This window comes from Armatimonadota bacterium (assembly GCA_039679645.1).
Classification (GTDB): domain Bacteria; phylum Armatimonadota; class UBA5829; order UBA5829; family UBA5829; genus UBA5829.
This window is the reverse complement of the sequence record JBDKUO010000069.1, coordinates 33596-53631: the sequence shown is the minus strand read 5'-3', so window position 1 is coordinate 53631 and position 20036 is coordinate 33596. Positions and strand designations below refer to the sequence as shown.

Below are 20036 nucleotides of genomic sequence, written 5' to 3'. Positions count from 1 at the left end.
ACATATATGGATTTTAATCCAAACGCGCACTATGTGATAGGTGTCGATCTCGGAGGCACAAATGTCCGGGCGGCTGTGGTCGACCGCAGCGGAGCCATTGTCGGTGAGGGCAGGACGGATTCCAAAGCGATGGAGGGTCTCGGTGCGACCGTCGGCCAGATCGTATCGGCGATCAGGCAGGCTGTTGAGGACTCACCCGCTCAGATGTCTGATATTGCCGGAGTAGGGATGGGTGTGCCGGGTACTGTTAAGAGTGAAGAAGGGCTCGTGCTCTGGTCGCCAAACTTCCTGGGTTGGGACGGTATCCAGCTCGCATCTCCGATAGTTGACCAGATCGGCATAAGTGTGCTGCTGGGTAATGACGCGAATGTCGCAGCTCTGGGCGAATGTATCTTCGGGGCGGGCAAGGGCTCAAAGTGTATGGTGATGTTTACACTCGGCACGGGTATCGGCAGCGGTCTTATCATAGACGGCAAGATTTGGACAGGCGTCAACGAGAGCGGTCCCGAAATGGGCCACCAGATCGTACTGGCCGATGGTCCCAGATGCAGTTGCGGACGCTACGGCTGTCTGGAATCACTTGCTCAGCGTGATGCCATAATCGATCGCGCAGCGCGCAAGGCTCATATGGGCAGGCGCACAAGCCTTCTGGAAAAATCAAATCACGATCTTCGCTATGTCACTCCCGCTATGATCGCCGAAGCCGCATCCGAGGGTGATGCTGTCTCAATTGAGACCCTGCATGAGACGGGCTATTACATCGGCATAGGTGTTGCGAATGCAATCAATATGCTTAATCCCGATAAGGTTGTGATCGGCGGCGGAATTGCACAGGCAGGAGATTTACTCTTTGAGCCTATCAGGACAAGTGTGGAAGTCAACGCCCTCTATCAACAGCTTCAGGCATGCGAAGTTGTTCCAGCCCAGCTTGGCGATAACGCCGGTGTCCTTGGCGGCGCTGCAATGGTCTTGCAAAGACTGGCCTAATGGAAGATGAGTGTGTTCGTTTGATCGTGTATCGTGATTCAACGGTACACGATCAGACGATCAACGACCAGACGATCAACGATCAGACGATCAACGATCAAACGATATATAATCCCTCTAATTTGCCGCCATATACCGCCATATGCTATAATTCGAGCGAAGACGCATAAGTTTGGAGGACAAATGGACACCAGCGATTTCAGGAACGGCTTGTCGATAATTGTCGACAATGACATATTCACGATTGTGGAGTTTCAGCACGTCAAGCCCGGTAAAGGCGGCGCATTTGTGCGCAGCAAGCTCAAAAATGTGCGCACAGGCGGTGTGATCGAAAAGACATGGCGCGCCGGCGAGAAGATGGATCAGGCGATTTTAGAGCGCTACCCGCTTCAGTTCAGCTATGAGCAGGACGGCGAATACTTCTTCATGGACACCGAGTCCTACGAGATGAGCCCTGTGCCCAAGGAGAAGATCGGCGACGGAGTGAAATATCTCAAGGAAGGCCTCGAAGTGACCGCGCTTTCGCATCAGGGCGAACTGATAAATGTAGAATTGCCGTATACTATTGAGGCGGAAATAGTCGAGACCGAGCCGGGCGAGAAGGGCAACACAGCTTCCGGCGGCAGCAAGCCCGCCACAATCGAATCCGGCGCGGTTGTGCAGGTTCCTTTCTTTATCAATATCGGTGATAAGATAAAAGTCGATACGCGCACAAACGACTACCTGGAGCGAGTCAAAGATTAGCTACACTTGCCCGCTCTCTTGTGTAATACCGTTTTTAGCTTTAGTCCATGCAGGAGTATGGGTTACAACCGCGAACTGATTACACTGACCAGGTAGATGGTTTTTTGATACTTCGTCAGTTTCCTGGCCGAAGGAGGCTCTGAGATTGGCACTTAAGTCGCACACCAAGAGCTGGATATTTGCTCTTTTGGATAATATCAGCTCTTTGGGTCTGAAGATAGGAATACCCGTTGCAGCAGTGACTGTCACTTATTTGCTGTGGGTAATCTTCGGGCCGCGCCTTGCCCATATAGACAAGCTTTCCGTAGCGGACAGCGATTATCTGATTAATAGTGCGGTCATTTCATGTAAGGCGCTTACTATTGCGAGCCTGGCGATAGTAGTATCGGTCATAATCCGTCTCCTTTATGACGAGTTAGTCGGCCAGACGCTTTCAGTACTAGGCATATTGCTATATTTTGGCACGCCCGAGGCTCTTGCGCGGTTTGTTCATGTTCAAAATGCGCGTGCGGCAGGGTTGGCGCTCGCAATTGTAAATGAGTTTTGCGTTATCGGAGCGATTTGCGCGCTGCCGGGGTTGGTGCTTGTAGTACGAGACTGCATACTGCGTATCTGGCGCGGCATTTCGTCAAAACGTGTAATGGAAACGCGTTGGGGAGACGAAAGGGAACGCGAGAAGAAAAAGAAGCCTAAGTTTTATGGCAACTGCTGGGACATGGCCTATTGCCGGGAGTTTGTAAAGCGGGTGTGTCCGGCTTTTCAAAAAAAGCGGCCCTGCTGGCGGATCAAAACCGGGTGTTATTGCGATGAGCATACAATTTTGATGGCGATGGCTAGCCAGGGTGAAGAAAACGAGAGCTACAAAGGCATACTGCACAGCCTGGGTTTGGACGGACAGAGCAAGAAGCCTAAGGTGAGCGCTAAGGTCAAACGTATCAGGTGTCGTCGCTGTGGAATATATGCGGAGCATCAGCGGCAGAAATATCGGCTGCTTAGCCCAATGGTTTTTCCAGCCGTAATATTCGCGCTGTATTTTTTTTATAGTCAGCTTTCCTGGTATATCACGACAGCTTTTCAGAAGACCGATCAGTTTGTCGGCTTTCTTTCTTATAAGTCGGTTACAAGCACAGCGTATGCATCCGACGGGCGTATGTTGACCAACATAGCGATAGTCTGGCTGGCTATTATTCTGATCAGCTATACGCTGCGGACTCTCGAATATCTGATTTTTGATTTGCAGGTCTAGCCTTGCTCGAAATGACGGTAAATAACCACCTAGGTGAAGAATGGATATAGGGAAAATCGAAGAACTCATAAAAGTGCTGGAAAGCTCCCGCACGCAGGAGCTGTCGGTGCGCAAGGGCGCTTTCAGTGTGCATATCGTAAAGGGCGGAAATACCAAGCTCGCTGTCGCTCGTAAGAAGATGCCGAAAATTGCTCAGACACGAGCCGAAGCGCCCGAACCGGACGGCGCATTCTACATACTCGCGCCTATGGTCGGGATATATCACAGTGAAGACGGTATCACTAAAGCAGGCTCGCATATTGCGTCCGGCCAGGTGGTAGGCGCAATTGAGTCTATGAAACTGCTCAATGACGTGGTCTCGGAAGTGTCCGGTACAGTAGTTGAGGTCATGGTCGAGGACGGCACGCCCGTCGAATACGGCCAGCCTCTGTGCAGAGTAGAGGCAGCGTAACTTCCCCCCTGAGGGAGAGGGTCGGTGTGAGGGCGTAAGCCGAGGATCAAGAAGATGAAAATAAACAATCGTGGCAACTGGAGTCTCATAGGCCTGCTTGTTTCAGTGGCTATAATTTGCGTTGTGGCTGCAATGATGTTTACCGGCGGCAATTTTTCAACCGTCAAGAAGGACAGCCCGCTGCTGGATAAAAGCAGTAAGAAGCAGACGGTCTACGGCAAGGCGCTGGATACCGCCAAGGGCGAGGACTGCCGCCAGCGTCTTAACCAGGTCAGGACAGCTATTGAGAATCAGAAGGCGTCGTCCACGACCGAGGGCAATCCAAAGTCACTTCGTGAGATCGATCTAGCGCCGGGTTATCTGAGGTGTCCTGTCAGCAACCAGGCATATGTCTATGATCCGGCGACAGGCACAGTTCACTGCCCATACCCGGCGCATGCAAAATTCTAGTTATGAGTTATGAGTTTAGGGTTATGAGTTTAGGGTTTCCAAACTCACAACACATAACGCGCAAAACACATAACTCCCGAAAGGGGTTCTATTGTTTAAGAAGATACTTATCGCCAATCGCGGCGAGATAGCTATAAGAATAATCCGGGCTTGCAAGGAGATGAAAATCGCTACGGTTGCCATCTATTCCGAGGCTGACAAAAACTCTCTGCATGTGCGCATGGCGGATGAAGCGATCTGCGTCGGTCCGCCTGCCAACAAAGAGAGCTATCTGAACATGCCCAATATCATCTCGGCTGCAATGATAACCGGAGCCGAAGCGATTCATCCCGGCTACGCTTATTTCTCAGAGCAGGCGAGCTTTGCCGAGGCGTGTGAAGCATGCAACCTCAAGTTTATCGGCCCAAAGGCAAGCGCTATCGAGCTTATGGGCGACAAAGCCCGCGCCAAGGAGACTGCCGCCAAAGCCGGAGTTCCGGTTATTCCCGGAAGCAAGGGTACCATCCAAAGTGAGCAGGACGCGTTTAAGACTGCTCAGAAGATGGGCTATCCGATCAGGCTCAAGGCTACCGCGGGCGGCGGCGGACGCGGTATTCGTGTGGTCCACAGCGAGGACGAACTCGCAAGCCAGCTCAGAGTCGCCACAGCCGAAGCCGAGTCCGCGTTCGGCAACGGCGAGATGTATATCGAAAAAGAGATCGAAGATCCGCGCCATGTCGAGATTCAGATTATAGGCGATGAGCACGGTCATTACGTCTACCTTGGCGAGCGCGAATGCTCTATCCAGCGCCGGAACCAGAAGCTCCTCGAAGAAGCGCCTTCTGTGGCCGTAACTCCTGCGATCCGCAGCAGAATGGGTGAGGCGGCTGTCAAGCTTGCAAAAGCGGTCGGTTATGCTAACGCGGGCACGGTGGAGTATTTGCTGGACAAGAACGGCGATTTCTACTTTATGGAGATGAACACCCGCGTGCAGGTCGAGCATCCGGTAACTGAGTTTGTGACCGGTATGGACATCGTCAAAGAGCAGATCAGGGTCGCAGCAGGCGAAAAGCTTGATGTTAGCCAGAAGGACATCAAGATCAACGGCCACGCCATCGAGTGCAGGATCATAGCCGAAGACCCGTCCAATAACTTTGCTCCATCGGTCGGCACGATCCGCCATCTTGCGGTGCCGGGAGGCATCGGCGTGCGGGTCGATACGCATATATACGGCGGCTACGAGATTCCGCCTTATTACGATGCCATGCTTGCCAAGTTGATTGTCTGGGGCAAGGACCGTGACGAAGCCATCGCGCGGATGCAGCGCTGTCTTTCCGAGTATGAGATAGAAGGTGTCAAGACCAATATCTCATATCAGATGGAGATTCTTTCCAACGCATATTTCCGAAAAGGAGAGCTTTCGACGAGCTTCATTCCGCGGCGAATGAATGCAGGCTGATCTTTTGATGCAGGATCGTTTATATGAGACTGAATAATAGTGATTATCGTGCTGCGGCTCTCGAACATTTAGATCACGCAAGACGTGCCTACGACAGAAAAGATTTTATGGTCGCTCATTACTACTCTGGAGTGTCGGTTGAGTGCATATTGCGAGCATATGTGAGGCATCATAAGCAAGAGAAATTCTATTCTCGCCATGATCTAGCCAGGCTGGCTGTCTCGGGATTCCTTGATATAGTATCGGATATATCAAGGAGAGAATGGGATGCAAAGATTGGCGAGATGAATCTGCGATGGAGAAGTAATCACAGGTATTTTTCGGAACAATCACTTAGAAGGTACTTCAAGGATGCTGAACTTGATCGTAAAATAAGAGGGGATGCACTTAAAGAAAATGCTCGGATTGTGCGAGAACTAGCGCATGAAATAGTTGGTTTTGGAGAGATGAAATGGATAACAAAGATGAAGTGAAGACAGCGGTCGAACACGATTTTGAGGGCAGTATGTTTATTGCGGATACCGACACTGTATCCGGTAAAATTAGTGGATTTCTAGTATGGGATGGATTTGCCGGTCTTAGCCAGACAGACAGGCAGAAAAGATTGTGGGATGTATTGCGCAAGAGCTTGGGTGCCAAAGCCGTTCAAGTATCCACAATCTTTACATACACTTCTGGTGAATATGAGACACTAAGTGCGGCTTGAACGGACCGGCAAGTATAACATGAAAAAGACCAGACGAGCGGCGAGGGAACTCGCCCTTAATATTTTATATCAGACAGGCTCCTGCGGCATGCCTTTTGAAGAGGCGATTGGCACAGCGATGGAGTTCGCCGACCTGAGCAGTCTCGGAACAAAGCATCCCGAGAAGGCAGAAGAGGTGCGAGCATATGCTGATTTGCTTGCCAGGGGTGTCAGGGAGCATCTATCTGAGCTTGATTCGCATATATCCAGGCTGGCGCAGGGCTGGCCGGTGGACCGCCAGCCTGCGGTAGACCGCAACATACTTAGAATAGCTATCTTTGAGATAGACCATGTTGACTCGGTCCCGCCGATTGTCGCGGTAGATGAGGCTGTTGAGATGGCAAAGAAGTTCTCCACGGCTGAGTCGGGCAAGTTCGTAAACGGTGTATTGGCGGCCTACCTGAGAGAGATGGAGTCCAAGGAGGAAGAGGTTGCAGGCGAAGATTCTTGACGGCAGCGCGACGGCAAAAGAGATTCGCGCGGAGCTTGCCGGGCGTGTAGAGAAGCTGAAGAGCGAGAAGGGTATTACTCCCAGGTTATCTGTGATTCTGGTAGGAACTGACCCGGCTTCCGTGACATATACCCGCATGAAGAAAAAGGCCTGCGAGGCCACGGGCATGATCTCCGACCTGATTGAACTGCCCGCAGACAGCACTCAGCAGCAGGTCAAAGACGTTATAGCCAGGCTCAATAATGACCCGACCGTTCATGGAATTATGGTGCAGCATCCGGTCCCGTCTCATCTGGATGAGCTGGATATTCTCGCGACTGTCTCGGTCGATAAGGACGTCGACGGCATCAGCGCTATGAGCCTGGGCAGGCTGGTTTTAGGCACAGCCGATTTTGTGTCCTGCACTCCGCTTGGAATTGTTACACTCCTTGAGCGATACGGTATTGAGATTAAGGGAAAGGAAGCTGTTGTAGTAGGGCGGAGTATCATCCTGGGCAAGCCGGTTGCGCTGGCTCTGCTCGAAAGGCACGCTACAGTCACTATATGCCACTCACGCACACAAAACCTTGCGGATGTAGTTGGCAGAGCTGATATTTTGGTAGCAGCGATAGGCAAGCCCGAGTTTATAAAGGGCAGTTGGATAAAAGAAGGCGCAGTCGTGGTCGATGCGGGTTATAATAAAGTCGAGGGCACTTCTCACGACGTTGGAGACGTAGAATTTGATGAAGCTGCAGGCAGGGCAAGTTATATCACGCCGGTTCCCGGTGGTGTCGGCCCGATGACTATCGCTATGCTGCTCTCTCAAACCGTTAAAGCTGCAGAGAAATTCTCAGGTTAGCGAATATGACAATAATGCTTCAAGATGCTGCAATAAAGAGGATTGTAGATAAGCTGGCGGCTGAATATGCTCCGCAGCGAATCATACTCTTCGGCTCATATGCGGAAGGTCACCCAGGTTCCGATAGCGATGTTGATTTACTCATCGTTAAAGACACACAGGAACGCTTTATAGATAGATGGACGACTGTTCGTCGGATACTGGCCGATCGAGAGCGAAAGCTTCCAATCGATACACTTGTAATGACTCCTGGCGAGGTTGCCGACAGACTTGCTGCGGGTGATCAGTTTGTAGCCAAAATCATCCGAGAGGGCAGAGTACTCTATGACGCCTAAAGAGTCTTCATATCCGAGTGACTGGCTGAATATCGCTCAGTCTGATTTGGATAGAGCAAAGCGAATGCTGGACGATGACGACCCTGATGCTGCAGGCTTCTTTGTGCAGCAGACCGTTGAGAAGCACCTCAAGGCGTATTTGTTATATCATGGTTGGCAACTCATGCGGATCCATGATCTGGAGGCGCTACTCAATGAAGCGCTTACCTACGATTCTTCTCTAGAAGACTTCAGGCATTTGTGCCAAAAGGCCAGCGGCTATTATTTTATAAATCGTTATCCAATGCCGATGTCGGTCGGCATTACAGTTGCTGAAGTAAGAGAGTCTTTAGACCAGGCAATCACAATGATTGATACGCTTAGGTCGGGCATGGGCTGCTGATAGAACAATGTTAAAGTGTGAAGACTGTAATTTAATCCTTGACGAGGGCGTTCACTTCTGTCCGAAGTGCGGAAAGGACCTGACTTCGGGCGTTGGCACGAGCCGGATATCCACGCTTGAAGTTGGCGCGCATTTGACCTCGGCGAACCTTCACCGCATACGAAAAGAATGGGATGAAGCCATTGCTGATGCTACCGAAGCTCTGCGCGTCGATCCGGGCAATTCGGACATAGCGTCGTTGTTGGGAGTGATATACCAGGAGCGTGGTATGCTTGATGACTCTGTTATATGGTTCCAGATGGCCCTTGAGATGAACCCCGACAGCACCTCTGATCGTGCCCGGCTTAAACAGGTGAAAGATCTGATAGCCCAAGGCGGCACGGCAGTCAAGTCAAAGGATCGCTTCAGAATATTTGAGAATCATACCCGCATCTGGGCTGTTTCTATGGCAGTGGTGTTTATTGTCGTGGTAGTATTTGCTCTCATCCTCACCGGCAAGCATAAAAACGAGGATTATTCATCGCAGTCAAGTCCAAGGCCGCAGTCTGAATCGTCCTCCGCGAATATTGACCAGGCAGCCCCGCCGATTCGAGCCCAGGCAGGCAATTCGGTGGATGAATCGACACAATCACAAAAAACCGATTCTCTCTCCGGCTCCGGTTCAAGCTCTACCAGGACTCCAGCCGAGGTCAAGATCAATCAGGACATATCCCAGGCCGGCGGTATCGGTTCAGCAAAAGTAGATGATGTCATAGCTGACCCGCGCCAGGCCGTTGTGATCGTAACATATTCTGTTCCTGCTTCTTCGGTAAACAAAGGCTCGATCCTGACCACATCGGCAGCAGTTGCAAAGGCTGCATTTGCCGCAAATACAGAGGTCAAGACAGTTACCGTGCGCTGTGTGGTAACGCCAAGTGGCGAATCATCTACACAGATCGCTTTCGTAGGCGACATAGTCCGAAAGACTGTGGAAGCGCTTGGCGCCAACCCGACCTCAAGCCAGATTGAAACATCCTTCACCAGTGCATGGTGGAACCCTCAAATCAAGTAACCGTTTCGCGTTTATTATCGCTCCTGCACAGGTATGATATCTTCGTTACCAGAGTCAAAGGAGGCGTCCATCATGCCTAAAGACCCAGTATGCGGACAGTATATATCGTCAGATACTCCATACAAGAGCGAGTATGAAGGAGAAATGTATTATTTTTGCAGCGCCGCCTGCGAGGAGGAGTTCGACTGCAACTCCGACGAGTATATTTTCATCGAAGAGCCTAGAGCCGAGCGTGCCGAAGCGGAGGATTGATTCAATCAAATGCGTGTTTGGCAAGCAAAGCGGGCGGGTATAAACGCCTTGCCTACGGGACGGTGCCGACCTGGCAAGATAGCCGTCCTCTATTGCCCCAAGCAGGTGGTATCCTGACCATGCCACCTGCTCATTTTATGTACGTCGGCAAAAATGACAGGCAGGCAAATCTTAACCGCGTGTTCTGTGTTAAGTTGTACCCATCTGAGCGACACATGTGCCTTTTTATAATATCAAGACTGAAAGCCGACTTCCTCTAAAGCTGGACTCAGGGCTAACGCACGAGTTACAAAAATGTGAACGCCTGATAGGTGACGATCTCCGAATCGTCACCTTAATGCCGAATTGGGGTCTCCGAACCCTGTAACCTTTGCTGGAATAGCCGGATTCGGATATCCGGCACTGGTTCTCGGGTAAGGATTCGGAGATCCTTACCCATCATACGAGTGATGTGTTTGAACATCGTTACAAAAAGTTCGTTCGTTCTCCCTGAAGCTGGACTGGCATCTATTATCCATTTTACAGACGATCCTGTATAATGTTTCGGGGTGCAACAGCTACCCTTGATCAACATGTTGGAAGTAAGCAATGCATTTGGATCTTTGGCAATGGTTCTTTGGAGTTAGCGCAGCGGTCATCGTAGGGGTGTCCAAGACTGGAGTGCCCGGTGTCGGGATACTGGTGGTCACTCTGCTTGCAATGGCTTTTGGCGGAAGGCAGTCTGTCGGCATTATGCTGCCAATGTTAATATTTGCAGATGTCTTTGCGGTCATATGGTATCACAGGCACACGCAGTGGGATAAACTGCTTAGGCTCTTTCCATGGGTGGTGGTCGGTATGGCAGTGGGCGCTGTTTCCATGTGGCTGGTCGGCAAGTCTCAGAGCACCAAAGATATCCTGGGCATTATAATCGGCGCTTTAATAATAGTAATGTTGGTGCTGCATCTCCTGCGTTCTCATATGAATGACCGCCTCACTCCGCATTCACGAGCCGGAGTTGCTTCCACTGGTGTGTTTGCTGGGTTTACAACGACTGTTTCCAATGCCGCCGGGCCTATTATGACTATATATTTGTCCGCACTGGGGATGTCCAAAAAAGAGTTCATGGGCACGTCGGCGTGGTATTTTTTTATTATCAATGTAAGCAAAGTCCCGATCTATATATTTCTTACAATGTTGAACCCGGCTAAACCGGTTATCTCAGCACACTCTCTTATCATAGACGCAGTGTTGTTGCCTGGTATTTTGGGCGGTGTTTTTCTCGGCAAGTGGATGCTGCCGCGTATTTCTCAGAGGGCGTTCAACGACACGGTGCTTTTTCTTGCAGCCATTGGGGCGATTAAGCTAATAATAAACTGATGCAATATCTATCTGAAAAATGTAATTTGACGCTGAGCGTTTAAGGGGTTATTATAGAGAGTCAGAGCCATCGGTAATAGAGTTTCACCGGCAAAAATTTCGCCGGACAATTTTAGAAGATGCAGCCGAAGCGCTATACAGAGTGTATAAAGCGCATATCGGTGTTGTTGATTTATGCCGGCCGTAATGGCTTGCCCCGCGCGGTTGTCTGCCGCTTGGGATGACTAGTAAAAGCGGGTATGCTTTTGCAGCTCGCGAGAGGAGTGTTGAGCAATGTCTGATGAGAATGTGGAGCGGGAGCAAACGTCCGTCCATACGCACGAGATGTCTGAGACCCCTTTCGGTTCCGGCGCTAATGAGCCGGGTCAGGTTGATGAGAGTCTGAAGCCTGCGGAGGAGTCGGTAACGACTGAGGCCGAGGAACCGATGACCATGGAGGCGGCGATGGCCCAGATGGGTGGAGCCGGAGTCGATTATTCAGGGACGTTCAGGTCACTGTCTCCGGGTGATGTCGTCGAGGGTGTAGTTGTACACATCGACCGAGAAGGCGTGCTTGTGGATGTAGGAACGAAGTCGGAAGGCGTAATTAAGCCCAACGAGCTTACGCGCGATCCCAGCCTTGAGCCGGAAGAGGTCGTCTCCATTGGCGAGAAGATAAAGGTCTATGTTGTCGAGTCTGAAAGTCATGAAGGCGGACCTGTTCTTTCCAAGAAGAGAGCTGACTTCGAAAACGCATGGGACCGGGTTGACAAGGCATTTGCCGACAAGGAAGTCATCAAGGCGATGGTTACCGACCGTGTCAAGGGCGGGCTGGTTGTCGATCTCGGGATCAGGGGTTTCGTCCCCGCATCACATGTCCAGAGCGGCAAGCTCAAGAACCTGGATAAGTTTGTCGGTCAGAGCATGCCGTTTAAGATAATCGAAGTCGATCGAGAGCGCAGGAAAGTCGTCCTCTCCAACAGGCTTGCGGTTGAAGAAGAGCGCGAAGAGCTCAAGAAAGAGACTGTTGCGACACTTGCGGTTGGTCAGATCCGAGAAGGCGTCGTTCGCAGGCTTACCGATTACGGCGCATTTATCGACCTGGGTGGCGTTGACGGCCTGTTGCACATTTCCGAGATGTCCTGGACCAGGATCAATCATCCGTCCGAGGTCGTAAAGGTCGGCCAGAAAATTCAGGTCATGGTTCTCAAGCTCAACCTGGAGCAGGGCAGGGTTTCCCTTGGTCTCAGGCAGATACTGCCCGATCCGTGGGAAGATATCAAACGGCTCTATAAAGTGGGTGATGTCTTTACCGGCGCAATCTCCAGGCTCGTTCCGTTCGGCGCTTTCGTTCAGGTCGAGGGCGGCATTGAGGGCATCATACCCAACTCCGAGCTTGCTTTGAAGCGTGTCAATAATCCTGAAGAGGTAGTCAGCGTCGGTCAGGAGGTAGAGGTCAAGGTCATTGACCTTCGCCCCGACGAGCGGCGGTTGACTCTGTCCATGAGGCAGTTGATGACTCAGAAGGAGAAAGAGCGTGAAGAGACCGAGTTTCGCAGCTACGCTCAAGCCAAGCCCGAGACCAAGACCACAATAGGTGACCTGATCGGCGAGCAGCTTGGTGAACTTGATTTCGGCGAAAAGAAGGAGAAACCCGCGAAGAAATCAAGAACCAAAGCCAAGAAGGAAGAGATCACCGAAGCTGAAGCTCTGGCTCAGGCTCAGGAAGAGCTGGAGATGGAAGAGAGTATCAAGGCCGAGATGGAGCCGGTTACTGAGGCGCCTGAAGCCGCCGCTGAGGCCGAAACTCCGTCCGAGACCGCCGAGGTTGCCGAAACGCCCGTCCAAGAGCCTGTGGCGCTCGCAGCCGAAGAAGAGTCTAAAGAATCTGAAGCATAGGAAATGTTCTCGGCTGAACAATTGATTTCTATGCCGAGCAGAAATCGGTTCATATGGCCCGGCGCGGCTTGCGCTGGGCCATTACTTTGTGTTTAATGATGAGTATGGCTTACGTAATAGGCATAACTGGTGGAATTGGCACAGGCAAGAGCACGGTGCTCGGTATGCTGGCTGAATTGGGTGCCCGCGTTCTAAGCGCCGACGACGTTGCCAGGCAAGTTTTGGATGTAGGCGAGCCTGCATATCTTGAGGTCCGCAAGCGCTTTGGAGAGGGTGTGATGCTTCCCGATGGCCGCATCAACAGGCCGGCTCTCGCGCAATTGATTTTCGCCGACTCCAAAGCCAGAGCGGATCTTGATGCAATAACCCATCCACGTATCATCGATAAAATCGGCCTTGCGATAAAGACATTTAGAGACAATCCTGCCGATGACAAGGTGTTGGCGGTAGAGATTCCACTTTTGATGGAATGCCATATGGAGTCGATGGTGGATGAAGTAATCCTGGTTGCTGCGGAACAAGAGACGCAGGTAAGTCGTCTGACAAGCAGAAGTGGTATCTCTCGCGATGATGCCCTTCGCAGGATCGGTTCACAAATGCCGATGGAGTTCAAAGTTCGCCGTGCCGACCGCGTGATATGGAACGACTCGGATTTGGGGTCTTTGCGGGCATCGGTAGAAGGTGTTTGGCGTGAAATCCTCTTGCTCTTACATGAGTAGTTGTGCTATAGTTGTTGACGGATGAGTATCAAGTCGGGCGGTTTTACGCGGATAACTTACTGTCACGTTTGCGTGAGGTTATGGGTATTGTGGAGATAAGATATGGCAGACGCCAAGCGGCCGGCTGCCGGGTTTCCGCGTTGCTCGTTCGAGTGCAAGTCCCCTTGCCGCACCTCGATGGCGCCCAGGTTTGTTTTCCCGAAAAGACATGCTTTGGCCATGTGGTTTGTCGGCGATTATATCTTGTTGGAATTGGATTTTAGGGAGGTTATCTACCGTTGAGGCAGCTAATGCAATGCAGGGTTTTCAAGGACGTGTGCTATGCCGTGATAATAGCGCTCATAGCAACAATAGCGCCCCTGCCGCTATCAAAGCGGGCAGAGGCTCAGCTTATGCCCCAATATTCGGTTGCTGTTGTTGAGTTTGTCAACGAGTCCGGTGTTCAGGGTGATCTGCTTGCCAGACTCGCGACTGATGCGGTCGTGGTCGAGATGAGCAAGACTACTCGCTTCGATGTCGGCAGCAACAGTCGTACGACTATCAAGGCAGCGATGGAGGCGCTTGATCTACATTCTCCGCTTGATAAGGTCGGCCTGGTGAGGCTGGGCGAGTCTTTGAGCGCTGATGCTATGCTTGAGGGTTCCATCACCTCTGTTCAATTGGCAGGTTCAGGCGTTACAAGACGAGCATCTGTGACGCTTATTCTACGAATGTACGACCAGGCTTCCGGTGAGATCGTAAATGGTGCCGTGCAGACAGGTCAATCGAGTGCACGGGTAGGCTACACTCCCGATGATGATGCTCTCATAGTCGAAGCGATCAATAATGCCGCATTTCTTGGCGTTAAAACGATGGTGGACTATGTCATTCCCGAGGCCACAGTTCAAAACAGCTTGGGTGCCAGCCAGGTTATGCTTAATAAAGGCGCTCGTGACGGCATAAAGCCGGGCATGCAGATGATAGTCCTGCGAGACAGGGAAATTATTGGCTACCTTTCCGTTCAATCAGTCACTCCGGTGGACAGTATAGCAAAGATCACAAAATCCATGCGTGGAATCCAGGCTCAGGATAAAGCAAAGGCGATTTTTGATATGCCTGCTGTGGGAGGGGCCGCAAGGACCCAGTCTTTACCTTCAGGGGCGCCCACGCAGAGCAGGACTAAGGGCAGCGCTATCAGCAAGATAGGCAAGTTCCTTCTGGGTGCGGCTCTTGTTTTTGGAGTTGTCTCGCTCTTCAAGGGCGGGCGTGGTGCAGAGGATGCGCCCAGCATCAGTGTTTCCGATCCGACCGTAATTACCTGGGACGCAAGCAAATACGGTCATGGCACAAATGTGCTGGAATATGAGGTTATAAGAGACAGTTTCACCGATTCTACAGCGCCGGTGAAGGTCATACGTGATTCTGGGGCGATTGATATGGGCTATACCAGTATAGCTGGTCTTTACGGCAGCGGTAGTGATCTCACGGTCAACTACTACTCGCTTGATATCAATCCGTCACAGAAATACACCTCACAAACTACGAAGGTACCGATTGAGCCTTATGGCACCACTCATGACTATCAGGTTCGAGTGCTGTATAAAACGACAAAAACTACATCTAGTGATTCGTCATCTAGTGATACGACTGACACGACCGACACGACCGAAACAACGTATCATCTCACGGGTGTGAGCAATACTGTAAAAGCTACCGTGATCGATCCGGTGCACAACAGCGACGTTGTTTCTCCGGCGTATTCGACCAGCGATGCGCCGCCCGAGCTTCAGATCAGCGACCTTCAGGACGGCACTGTGAATCTGGAGTGGAACCGCAAGGACGGTGCTGATACCTATTATGTATTGGTCGCGCCGGTAGTAGCCGGGACAGGTCCGACTTGGACATCGAGTTTAATTACCGAGACCGGTCCGACTGTTACCCTTACTGATGCTCAGCGGACCGGTTTGGCCAGTACGCTTGAAGACTATCCCGGCGTCATTATGGGTTGGACTGTGTATTGCAGACATGAAGAGGACACGGGCGACGGGTGGTATAAAGGCGAGCAAAACAGGTTCGAGATCAGCTCGATACCGCCTGTAGAGCCGAGTTCGGATTAACAACCTGTAATTTTGGGCGGCGATTTGTGTATCGCCGCCCCTGTATAGATCGTTGGAGGAGGATTGGAGAATGAGACCGCTTGCATGTCGGTTGAATAGAAAGTTGTTGCTTGGCTTGGTGCTGACATCACTGGTCAGCCTGTTTTTTACCATCGTTGCGGCAGCGGATGCGAGAAATCTGAACTATGTACCCAATGAGTACATCATCCACGTGCAATCAGGAACCAGTCCCTCAGCAGTCGAGAGCCTCGTGAACAGTATGGGAGCTTCGGTCGTAAACAAGCTTCCATTGTCCGATATGTATCACATAAAGATGGGGCATTCTTCCAGGGTGTCGATATTCGGTAGCCCATCATTAAGCTCTCATTCGTCGTCATTAAGCTCCAGAATAGCTTCCAAGTGGGCAATCGACCATATTCAGCCCAACTATATCTACACGCTTTGCGATGTCCCAAATGACACGGGCTATGTGAACCAATGGGGCATGAAAATGATCAACATGCCTGATGCCTGGGATATCGAAAAAGGCAGCGACGAATATAAAGTCGGAGTAATAGATACAGGCGTTGCTGATCATCCGGATCTGGACGGAAGAGTATTGCCCGGCTATGACTTTGTGGATAATGACACCGATTGCAGCAATGATCTGGTAGGCCACGGCACGTTTGTTTCGGGTATTATAGCGGCACAAGGTGATAATGAAGTAGGTGTCACCGGGGTATGCTGGGAAAACGTGAAAATCCTGCCTATTCGGGCATTTAGCGGAATATACTCGGATGCTGATACCCTTCTTAAAGCAGAGCAATATGCTTTGGACCAGGGTGTAGACGTGTTGAACATGAGTTATGGCGGCTATGGAGATGACTCCGCTACCGATGCAATGATGGCAAAGCTCTACGCTGCCGGTGTTATCCTTGTAGCAGCCGCCGGAAACGATGATACAAGTGTTCCGTGTTATCCGGCCGCATGCAATGGAGTGATCTCTGTCTCTGCATTAGGTCCTGATGAGAGTCTGGCTTCCTATTCCAACTACGGTTCGTCAATCGACATTGCCGCGCCGGGCGGGGATATGAGCGTGGAGAATGATCCTGACGGAATCTACAGCACATCCGTTACAACAGATGATAGCACTGGCGCGTATGTCTACTCTTATGCATATGAACAAGGCACCTCGTTCGCGTGCCCTCATGTAGCGGGCGCGGCGGCGCTTTTACTAAGCTACGATATTCCTGCAGGCGAAGTTACAGGCAGACTGCTGGAGTCTGCCCGTGCTCCAAAGACCGGCACGCTGGACCCTTACAAGTATGGCGCAGGCGTGCTGGACGTGGCTGCGGCTCTGACCAATGCCGGCATAAAAATTCTTCAGCCCAGTGCGGGCGGAACGGTTTCCTGCAGGCCAACAATCAAGATATCTCTCAATAATATTGATTCGGCATCCGTCAAGGTCTATATGGACTATCCTGATGCTGACGGTAATGGCGTGCCTGATAATCTGGATGACATGTCATATGTTATTATAAACAGTTCAAATATCAGCAGCTATCTCGTTTCGGATATAATAACTTGGCCGCTCGACTCATCGGATTGTTCCCTCAGTGCGGGCGAACACTCAATCTACGTTAAGGGTGCAGCATCTGCCGGCGCGAAAGAATACACCGACTGGGCGGTCTTTACGGTTACTGCCAAGACTTTTTCGCCCGGCCTCTACTTGATATCACTTCCTTACGACATTGCCGGTTTTGATACCGGGACCTTGAAGATGAAAGCGCTGCCGGAGAATCTATTTCTCAATGCCGATGGAGAATCATCCGACTTTTCTGATACAAGCACCTCAAGAGTCCGTCTTGCTCGTTGGGCTCCAAAGACTACTTCTGCGTCCGGAGCAGGATACTTAAACTATCCGGATGACCTGCTTGCGTGGCAGAACCCACTCGACTCGAACTCAAGTTACAGTTGGTATACGGGCGGCAGTTACAATCAAAACTCCGGAAAATATGCATTTCCTGCAGGTTCCGGCTTCTGGCTATTGGTTCCGAGCTCTGAGGAAGTGGTGCTGAACAGCACGTACAATACGACCAAAACGAGTGATGCATATGAAGTCAGTCTTTATAAAGGTTGGAATATGTTCGGCAATCCATATGACAAGCAGATCACATGGACCAATGCCTTGTTTACTTATAAAGGCACAACAAAATCATTATCTGATGCCCAGGCTGCCGGATGGATAAGTACGAGTGTGTATTACTATACTCAAACTCCGGTCCGTGGCTATCACAGGTTGTCAAACCGCGATCTGCTGGAGGCGTATACAGGATACTGGCTCTACGCCAGAGTTGGCGGAGTGACTTCAGGCGATTCTCTCAAGATGACAATTTTGCCGTAGATTCGCAATGTGACAGACTGTTGCTGAGGACGTTAGGAGATATTGTAAGATGAATAATACCAGAACAATGATTTCTGTAATCTTGTTTGTGCTGATGGTTTTTATGGGATTGTGGTCCTTTGCTTGGGCAGATAACACAGATAATACAATTGTCGAGATAAAGTTCTCGGATGATTACTGGGTTATGCCGCTTTCAAATGACTATATCGAAGCTTACCTGGGTATTGACGGCACGGTTACACTGGTCGAGGCAGACGGAGATTCAACCACATATGATGTAGCAGGCCGGTATTCGGTAATGTCCGCTAAGGGCGATCCTGAGACTACTGCCGACGACAACGTGCAGATGACTCCTTGGGCGCCTTACACGTTTGGTCCTTTGGGCAACTGGAAGGTCAAGGTTGGTGACAATGAGCCTGTCATGATCGGTGCGGGATCGGACGGCAGCGGCGCCTGGTCAACGACGCCTACAAAGTATGATGCGCCGATTGTCGGCACCACACTCGGACCCGGCGGTCCATATCTCGAGGGAGAGTGGACGACAGCAGGTAAGACGCCTGTAGCGCTCAAAATCAATATAAGTCTTGTGCGCGACCAGGTGCGTTATGCGTTGACTGTTACCAACAAGGCTACTACTACACAGTCCATAGGCTTGGGGATGTTTAGTATTCCTGTAGTCAACACAGGCTCTTCTCACGGATATCCGTTTATTTCAGGCATAGGAATGACGCGTGCCAACGGTGTGTCCGATTCGTTTCCAGGAACCCTCTTTTCAGGGACAAAGGTGCCCGATAAGGTTGAAGTTTACGAAAGTGTGGACGATCCTGCGAGAGTGAACAGATATACTCTTGGTGAGCAGGATTGCACTATCCCCGACTATTTTGCTTGGGGCGAATGGGAGCCCGGTGGACTTATAATGACAAGCACCTGGCTGCCGGATGATTATATACCGGATCCTCTGGAAGCGGTGGATGCTCCTTGCTGCCTGATGGAATGGAAGCAAAAGGCTCTCGCTGCGGGGGCCTCACGGACATATGTTACCTATTATGGTATTGGTGCCGCATCTGAAAAATGGACAAGTAAATCTGGGACTAAAGTTGTTCGAGACAGTGTGACCGCGGCTGTTCAAGCACCGAAGTCCCTCAAATTCAACAGTACCAATCCCGACACAAACCTTGTCGATATTACTCCGGACCCGTTCACGATCAGCGCGTATGTTTATAACACTACTATGGACTCCGGTCCGTATAATTTGAAAGAGGTCTCTGCGTATTTATATCTGCCAAAGGGCCTCGCGCTCACTTCAGATTCAACCGCGAAGCAGGAAATTGGAGACGTGCCGACAAATTCGGAGTCAAGCCCGGTGACTTGGAAAGTCAAGCCGACCGGCGAAAGCTGCGGTGAACTTGAGTATTACGTTATTTTTAGTGATAAGAACGGCTGGAGTCAGACAGTCACTCATACGATTATGGTTCCTGCTGCAAAGAGGACTGTGCTCCGCTATGGATATCAGATGGTCAGTGTTCCGTTTGAGTTTAATTATCCAACATTCGAGCATGCCTTCGCGATGACGTCTGGATACAAGGCTGTAAGTTATGATATCGATGCGAAGGAGTATGTAACCCTGTCTCGACTGGAGCCCGGCAAGGCATTCTGGGTGAATGTCTACAGCTTGGGTAAAGGTGGTCGGAAGACATACACGCTTGCCGATGACGCAGCCATTGTTGGTGAATATTACGGCAAGCAGTACAAAGAGCAGGACATAGAGCTTGCGTCGGGCTGGAACATGGTCGGCAATCCATTCGTCTATCCAGTGTATATCGGGCAGTTAATGGTATACAACAAGACGACAAATACGACCTATTCGTTTGAGAACGCAGCTAAAAAGGGATGGATCAGCAAAACCATATATGGATGGAATCCCGACACATCCTCCTATGAGACACTAAGCGCCAATGATGAAATGCTGGTGCCTTGGAAGGGGTATTGGGTCCGTGCGAAGACTCCGGTCACGCTGGTCTTTAGACCGGCTGTATTTCCTGATTCGGGTGTTACGTCATTGAATGGCGGATACTAAGCAATTTACGCATAGTAAATTGCACGATTGCTTGTGGTCTTAGCGGTGTGAAAATTATAGCTTTATGCAAGCGACTTACCGTGAATTACTTAGTAATGCTTGATACCATCAGCCGACGCTGATATTGATGAAATGATGGATGGAGTTTGGAAGG

Annotated in this window: 20 protein-coding genes; all 20 read left to right on the top strand. The window is 50.8% G+C overall.

Annotated elements, in window-relative coordinates; translation table 11 throughout:
- Positions 1 to 6 precede the first annotated feature (6 nt).
- The 20 genes from ABFD83_15075 (at position 7) to ABFD83_14980 (ending at position 19882) form a co-directional block, all read left to right on the top strand.
- Entirely contained in the window at positions 7 to 987 is a 981-nt protein-coding gene (locus ABFD83_15075; GenBank protein ID MEN6358394.1) for an ROK family protein, read from the top strand.
- A 183-nt stretch (positions 988 to 1170) separates the two neighbouring features.
- Positions 1171 to 1731, top strand: coding sequence for an elongation factor P (gene efp / locus ABFD83_15070; protein MEN6358393.1), 561 nt, complete (start codon positions 1171 to 1173; stop codon positions 1729 to 1731).
- A gap of 145 nt (positions 1732 to 1876) precedes the next feature.
- A complete protein-coding gene (locus tag ABFD83_15065; protein MEN6358392.1) occupies positions 1877 to 2977 on the top strand; it encodes a hypothetical protein in 1101 nt (366 codons plus the stop codon).
- A 40-nt stretch (positions 2978 to 3017) separates the two neighbouring features.
- A complete protein-coding gene (locus tag ABFD83_15060) occupies positions 3018 to 3428 on the top strand; it encodes a biotin/lipoyl-containing protein (protein MEN6358391.1) in 411 nt (136 codons plus the stop codon).
- Between the two features lie 54 nt (positions 3429 to 3482).
- Entirely contained in the window at positions 3483 to 3878 is a 396-nt protein-coding gene (locus tag ABFD83_15055) for a hypothetical protein (protein MEN6358390.1), read from the top strand.
- 91 nt (positions 3879 to 3969) lie between these two features.
- A complete protein-coding gene (accC, locus tag ABFD83_15050; protein MEN6358389.1) occupies positions 3970 to 5316 on the top strand; it encodes an acetyl-CoA carboxylase biotin carboxylase subunit in 1347 nt (448 codons plus the stop codon).
- Between the two features lie 23 nt (positions 5317 to 5339).
- Positions 5340 to 5789, top strand: a complete 450-nt coding sequence (locus ABFD83_15045) for a hypothetical protein (protein ID MEN6358388.1) — start codon at positions 5340 to 5342, stop codon at positions 5787 to 5789.
- On the top strand, positions 5768 to 6022 hold the full coding sequence (locus ABFD83_15040) for a hypothetical protein (protein ID MEN6358387.1): 255 nt from the start codon (positions 5768 to 5770) through the stop codon (positions 6020 to 6022). The genes ABFD83_15045 and ABFD83_15040 overlap by 22 nt, the downstream gene beginning before the upstream one ends.
- Positions 6012 to 6512 carry a transcription antitermination factor NusB gene (nusB, locus tag ABFD83_15035; protein ID MEN6358386.1) on the top strand — a complete coding sequence of 167 codons (501 nt, stop codon included), beginning with the start codon at positions 6012 to 6014 and terminating at the stop codon, positions 6510 to 6512. The genes ABFD83_15040 and nusB overlap by 11 nt, the downstream gene beginning before the upstream one ends.
- A complete protein-coding gene (locus tag ABFD83_15030; GenBank protein MEN6358385.1) occupies positions 6493 to 7350 on the top strand; it encodes a bifunctional 5,10-methylenetetrahydrofolate dehydrogenase/5,10-methenyltetrahydrofolate cyclohydrolase in 858 nt (285 codons plus the stop codon). The genes nusB and ABFD83_15030 overlap by 20 nt, the downstream gene beginning before the upstream one ends.
- Positions 7351 to 7355: 5 nt before the next feature.
- Positions 7356 to 7685 carry a nucleotidyltransferase domain-containing protein gene (locus tag ABFD83_15025; protein ID MEN6358384.1) on the top strand — a complete coding sequence of 110 codons (330 nt, stop codon included), beginning with the start codon at positions 7356 to 7358 and terminating at the stop codon, positions 7683 to 7685.
- On the top strand, positions 7675 to 8067 hold the full coding sequence (locus ABFD83_15020) for a HEPN domain-containing protein (protein ID MEN6358383.1): 393 nt from the start codon (positions 7675 to 7677) through the stop codon (positions 8065 to 8067). Before ABFD83_15025 ends, ABFD83_15020 begins: the two co-directional genes overlap by 11 nt.
- 7 nt (positions 8068 to 8074) lie before the next feature.
- Positions 8075 to 9118, top strand: a complete 1044-nt coding sequence (locus ABFD83_15015; protein MEN6358382.1) for a tetratricopeptide repeat protein — start codon at positions 8075 to 8077, stop codon at positions 9116 to 9118.
- A gap of 72 nt (positions 9119 to 9190) precedes the next feature.
- Positions 9191 to 9370 carry a YHS domain-containing protein gene (locus ABFD83_15010; protein ID MEN6358381.1) on the top strand — a complete coding sequence of 60 codons (180 nt, stop codon included), beginning with the start codon at positions 9191 to 9193 and terminating at the stop codon, positions 9368 to 9370.
- Positions 9371 to 9958: 588 nt separating this feature from the next.
- Entirely contained in the window at positions 9959 to 10729 is a 771-nt protein-coding gene (locus ABFD83_15005; GenBank protein MEN6358380.1) for a sulfite exporter TauE/SafE family protein, read from the top strand.
- Positions 10730 to 11002: 273 nt separating this feature from the next.
- Entirely contained in the window at positions 11003 to 12607 is a 1605-nt protein-coding gene (gene rpsA, locus ABFD83_15000) for a 30S ribosomal protein S1 (protein ID MEN6358379.1), read from the top strand.
- Positions 12608 to 12711: 104 nt separating this feature from the next.
- Positions 12712 to 13326, top strand: coding sequence for a dephospho-CoA kinase (gene coaE, locus ABFD83_14995; GenBank protein ID MEN6358378.1), 615 nt, complete (start codon positions 12712 to 12714; stop codon positions 13324 to 13326).
- A 290-nt stretch (positions 13327 to 13616) separates the two neighbouring features.
- The gene (locus ABFD83_14990) at positions 13617 to 15422 is read left to right on the top strand and encodes a hypothetical protein (protein ID MEN6358377.1); all 1806 of its coding nucleotides are present in this window, start codon (positions 13617 to 13619) and stop codon (positions 15420 to 15422) included.
- A gap of 70 nt (positions 15423 to 15492) precedes the next feature.
- On the top strand, positions 15493 to 17805 hold the full coding sequence (locus ABFD83_14985) for a S8 family serine peptidase (protein MEN6358376.1): 2313 nt from the start codon (positions 15493 to 15495) through the stop codon (positions 17803 to 17805).
- Between the two features lie 49 nt (positions 17806 to 17854).
- Complete coding sequence (locus ABFD83_14980) at positions 17855 to 19882, top strand: hypothetical protein (GenBank protein ID MEN6358375.1); 2028 nt, start codon at positions 17855 to 17857, stop codon at positions 19880 to 19882.
- Positions 19883 to 20036: the final 154 nt, after the last annotated feature.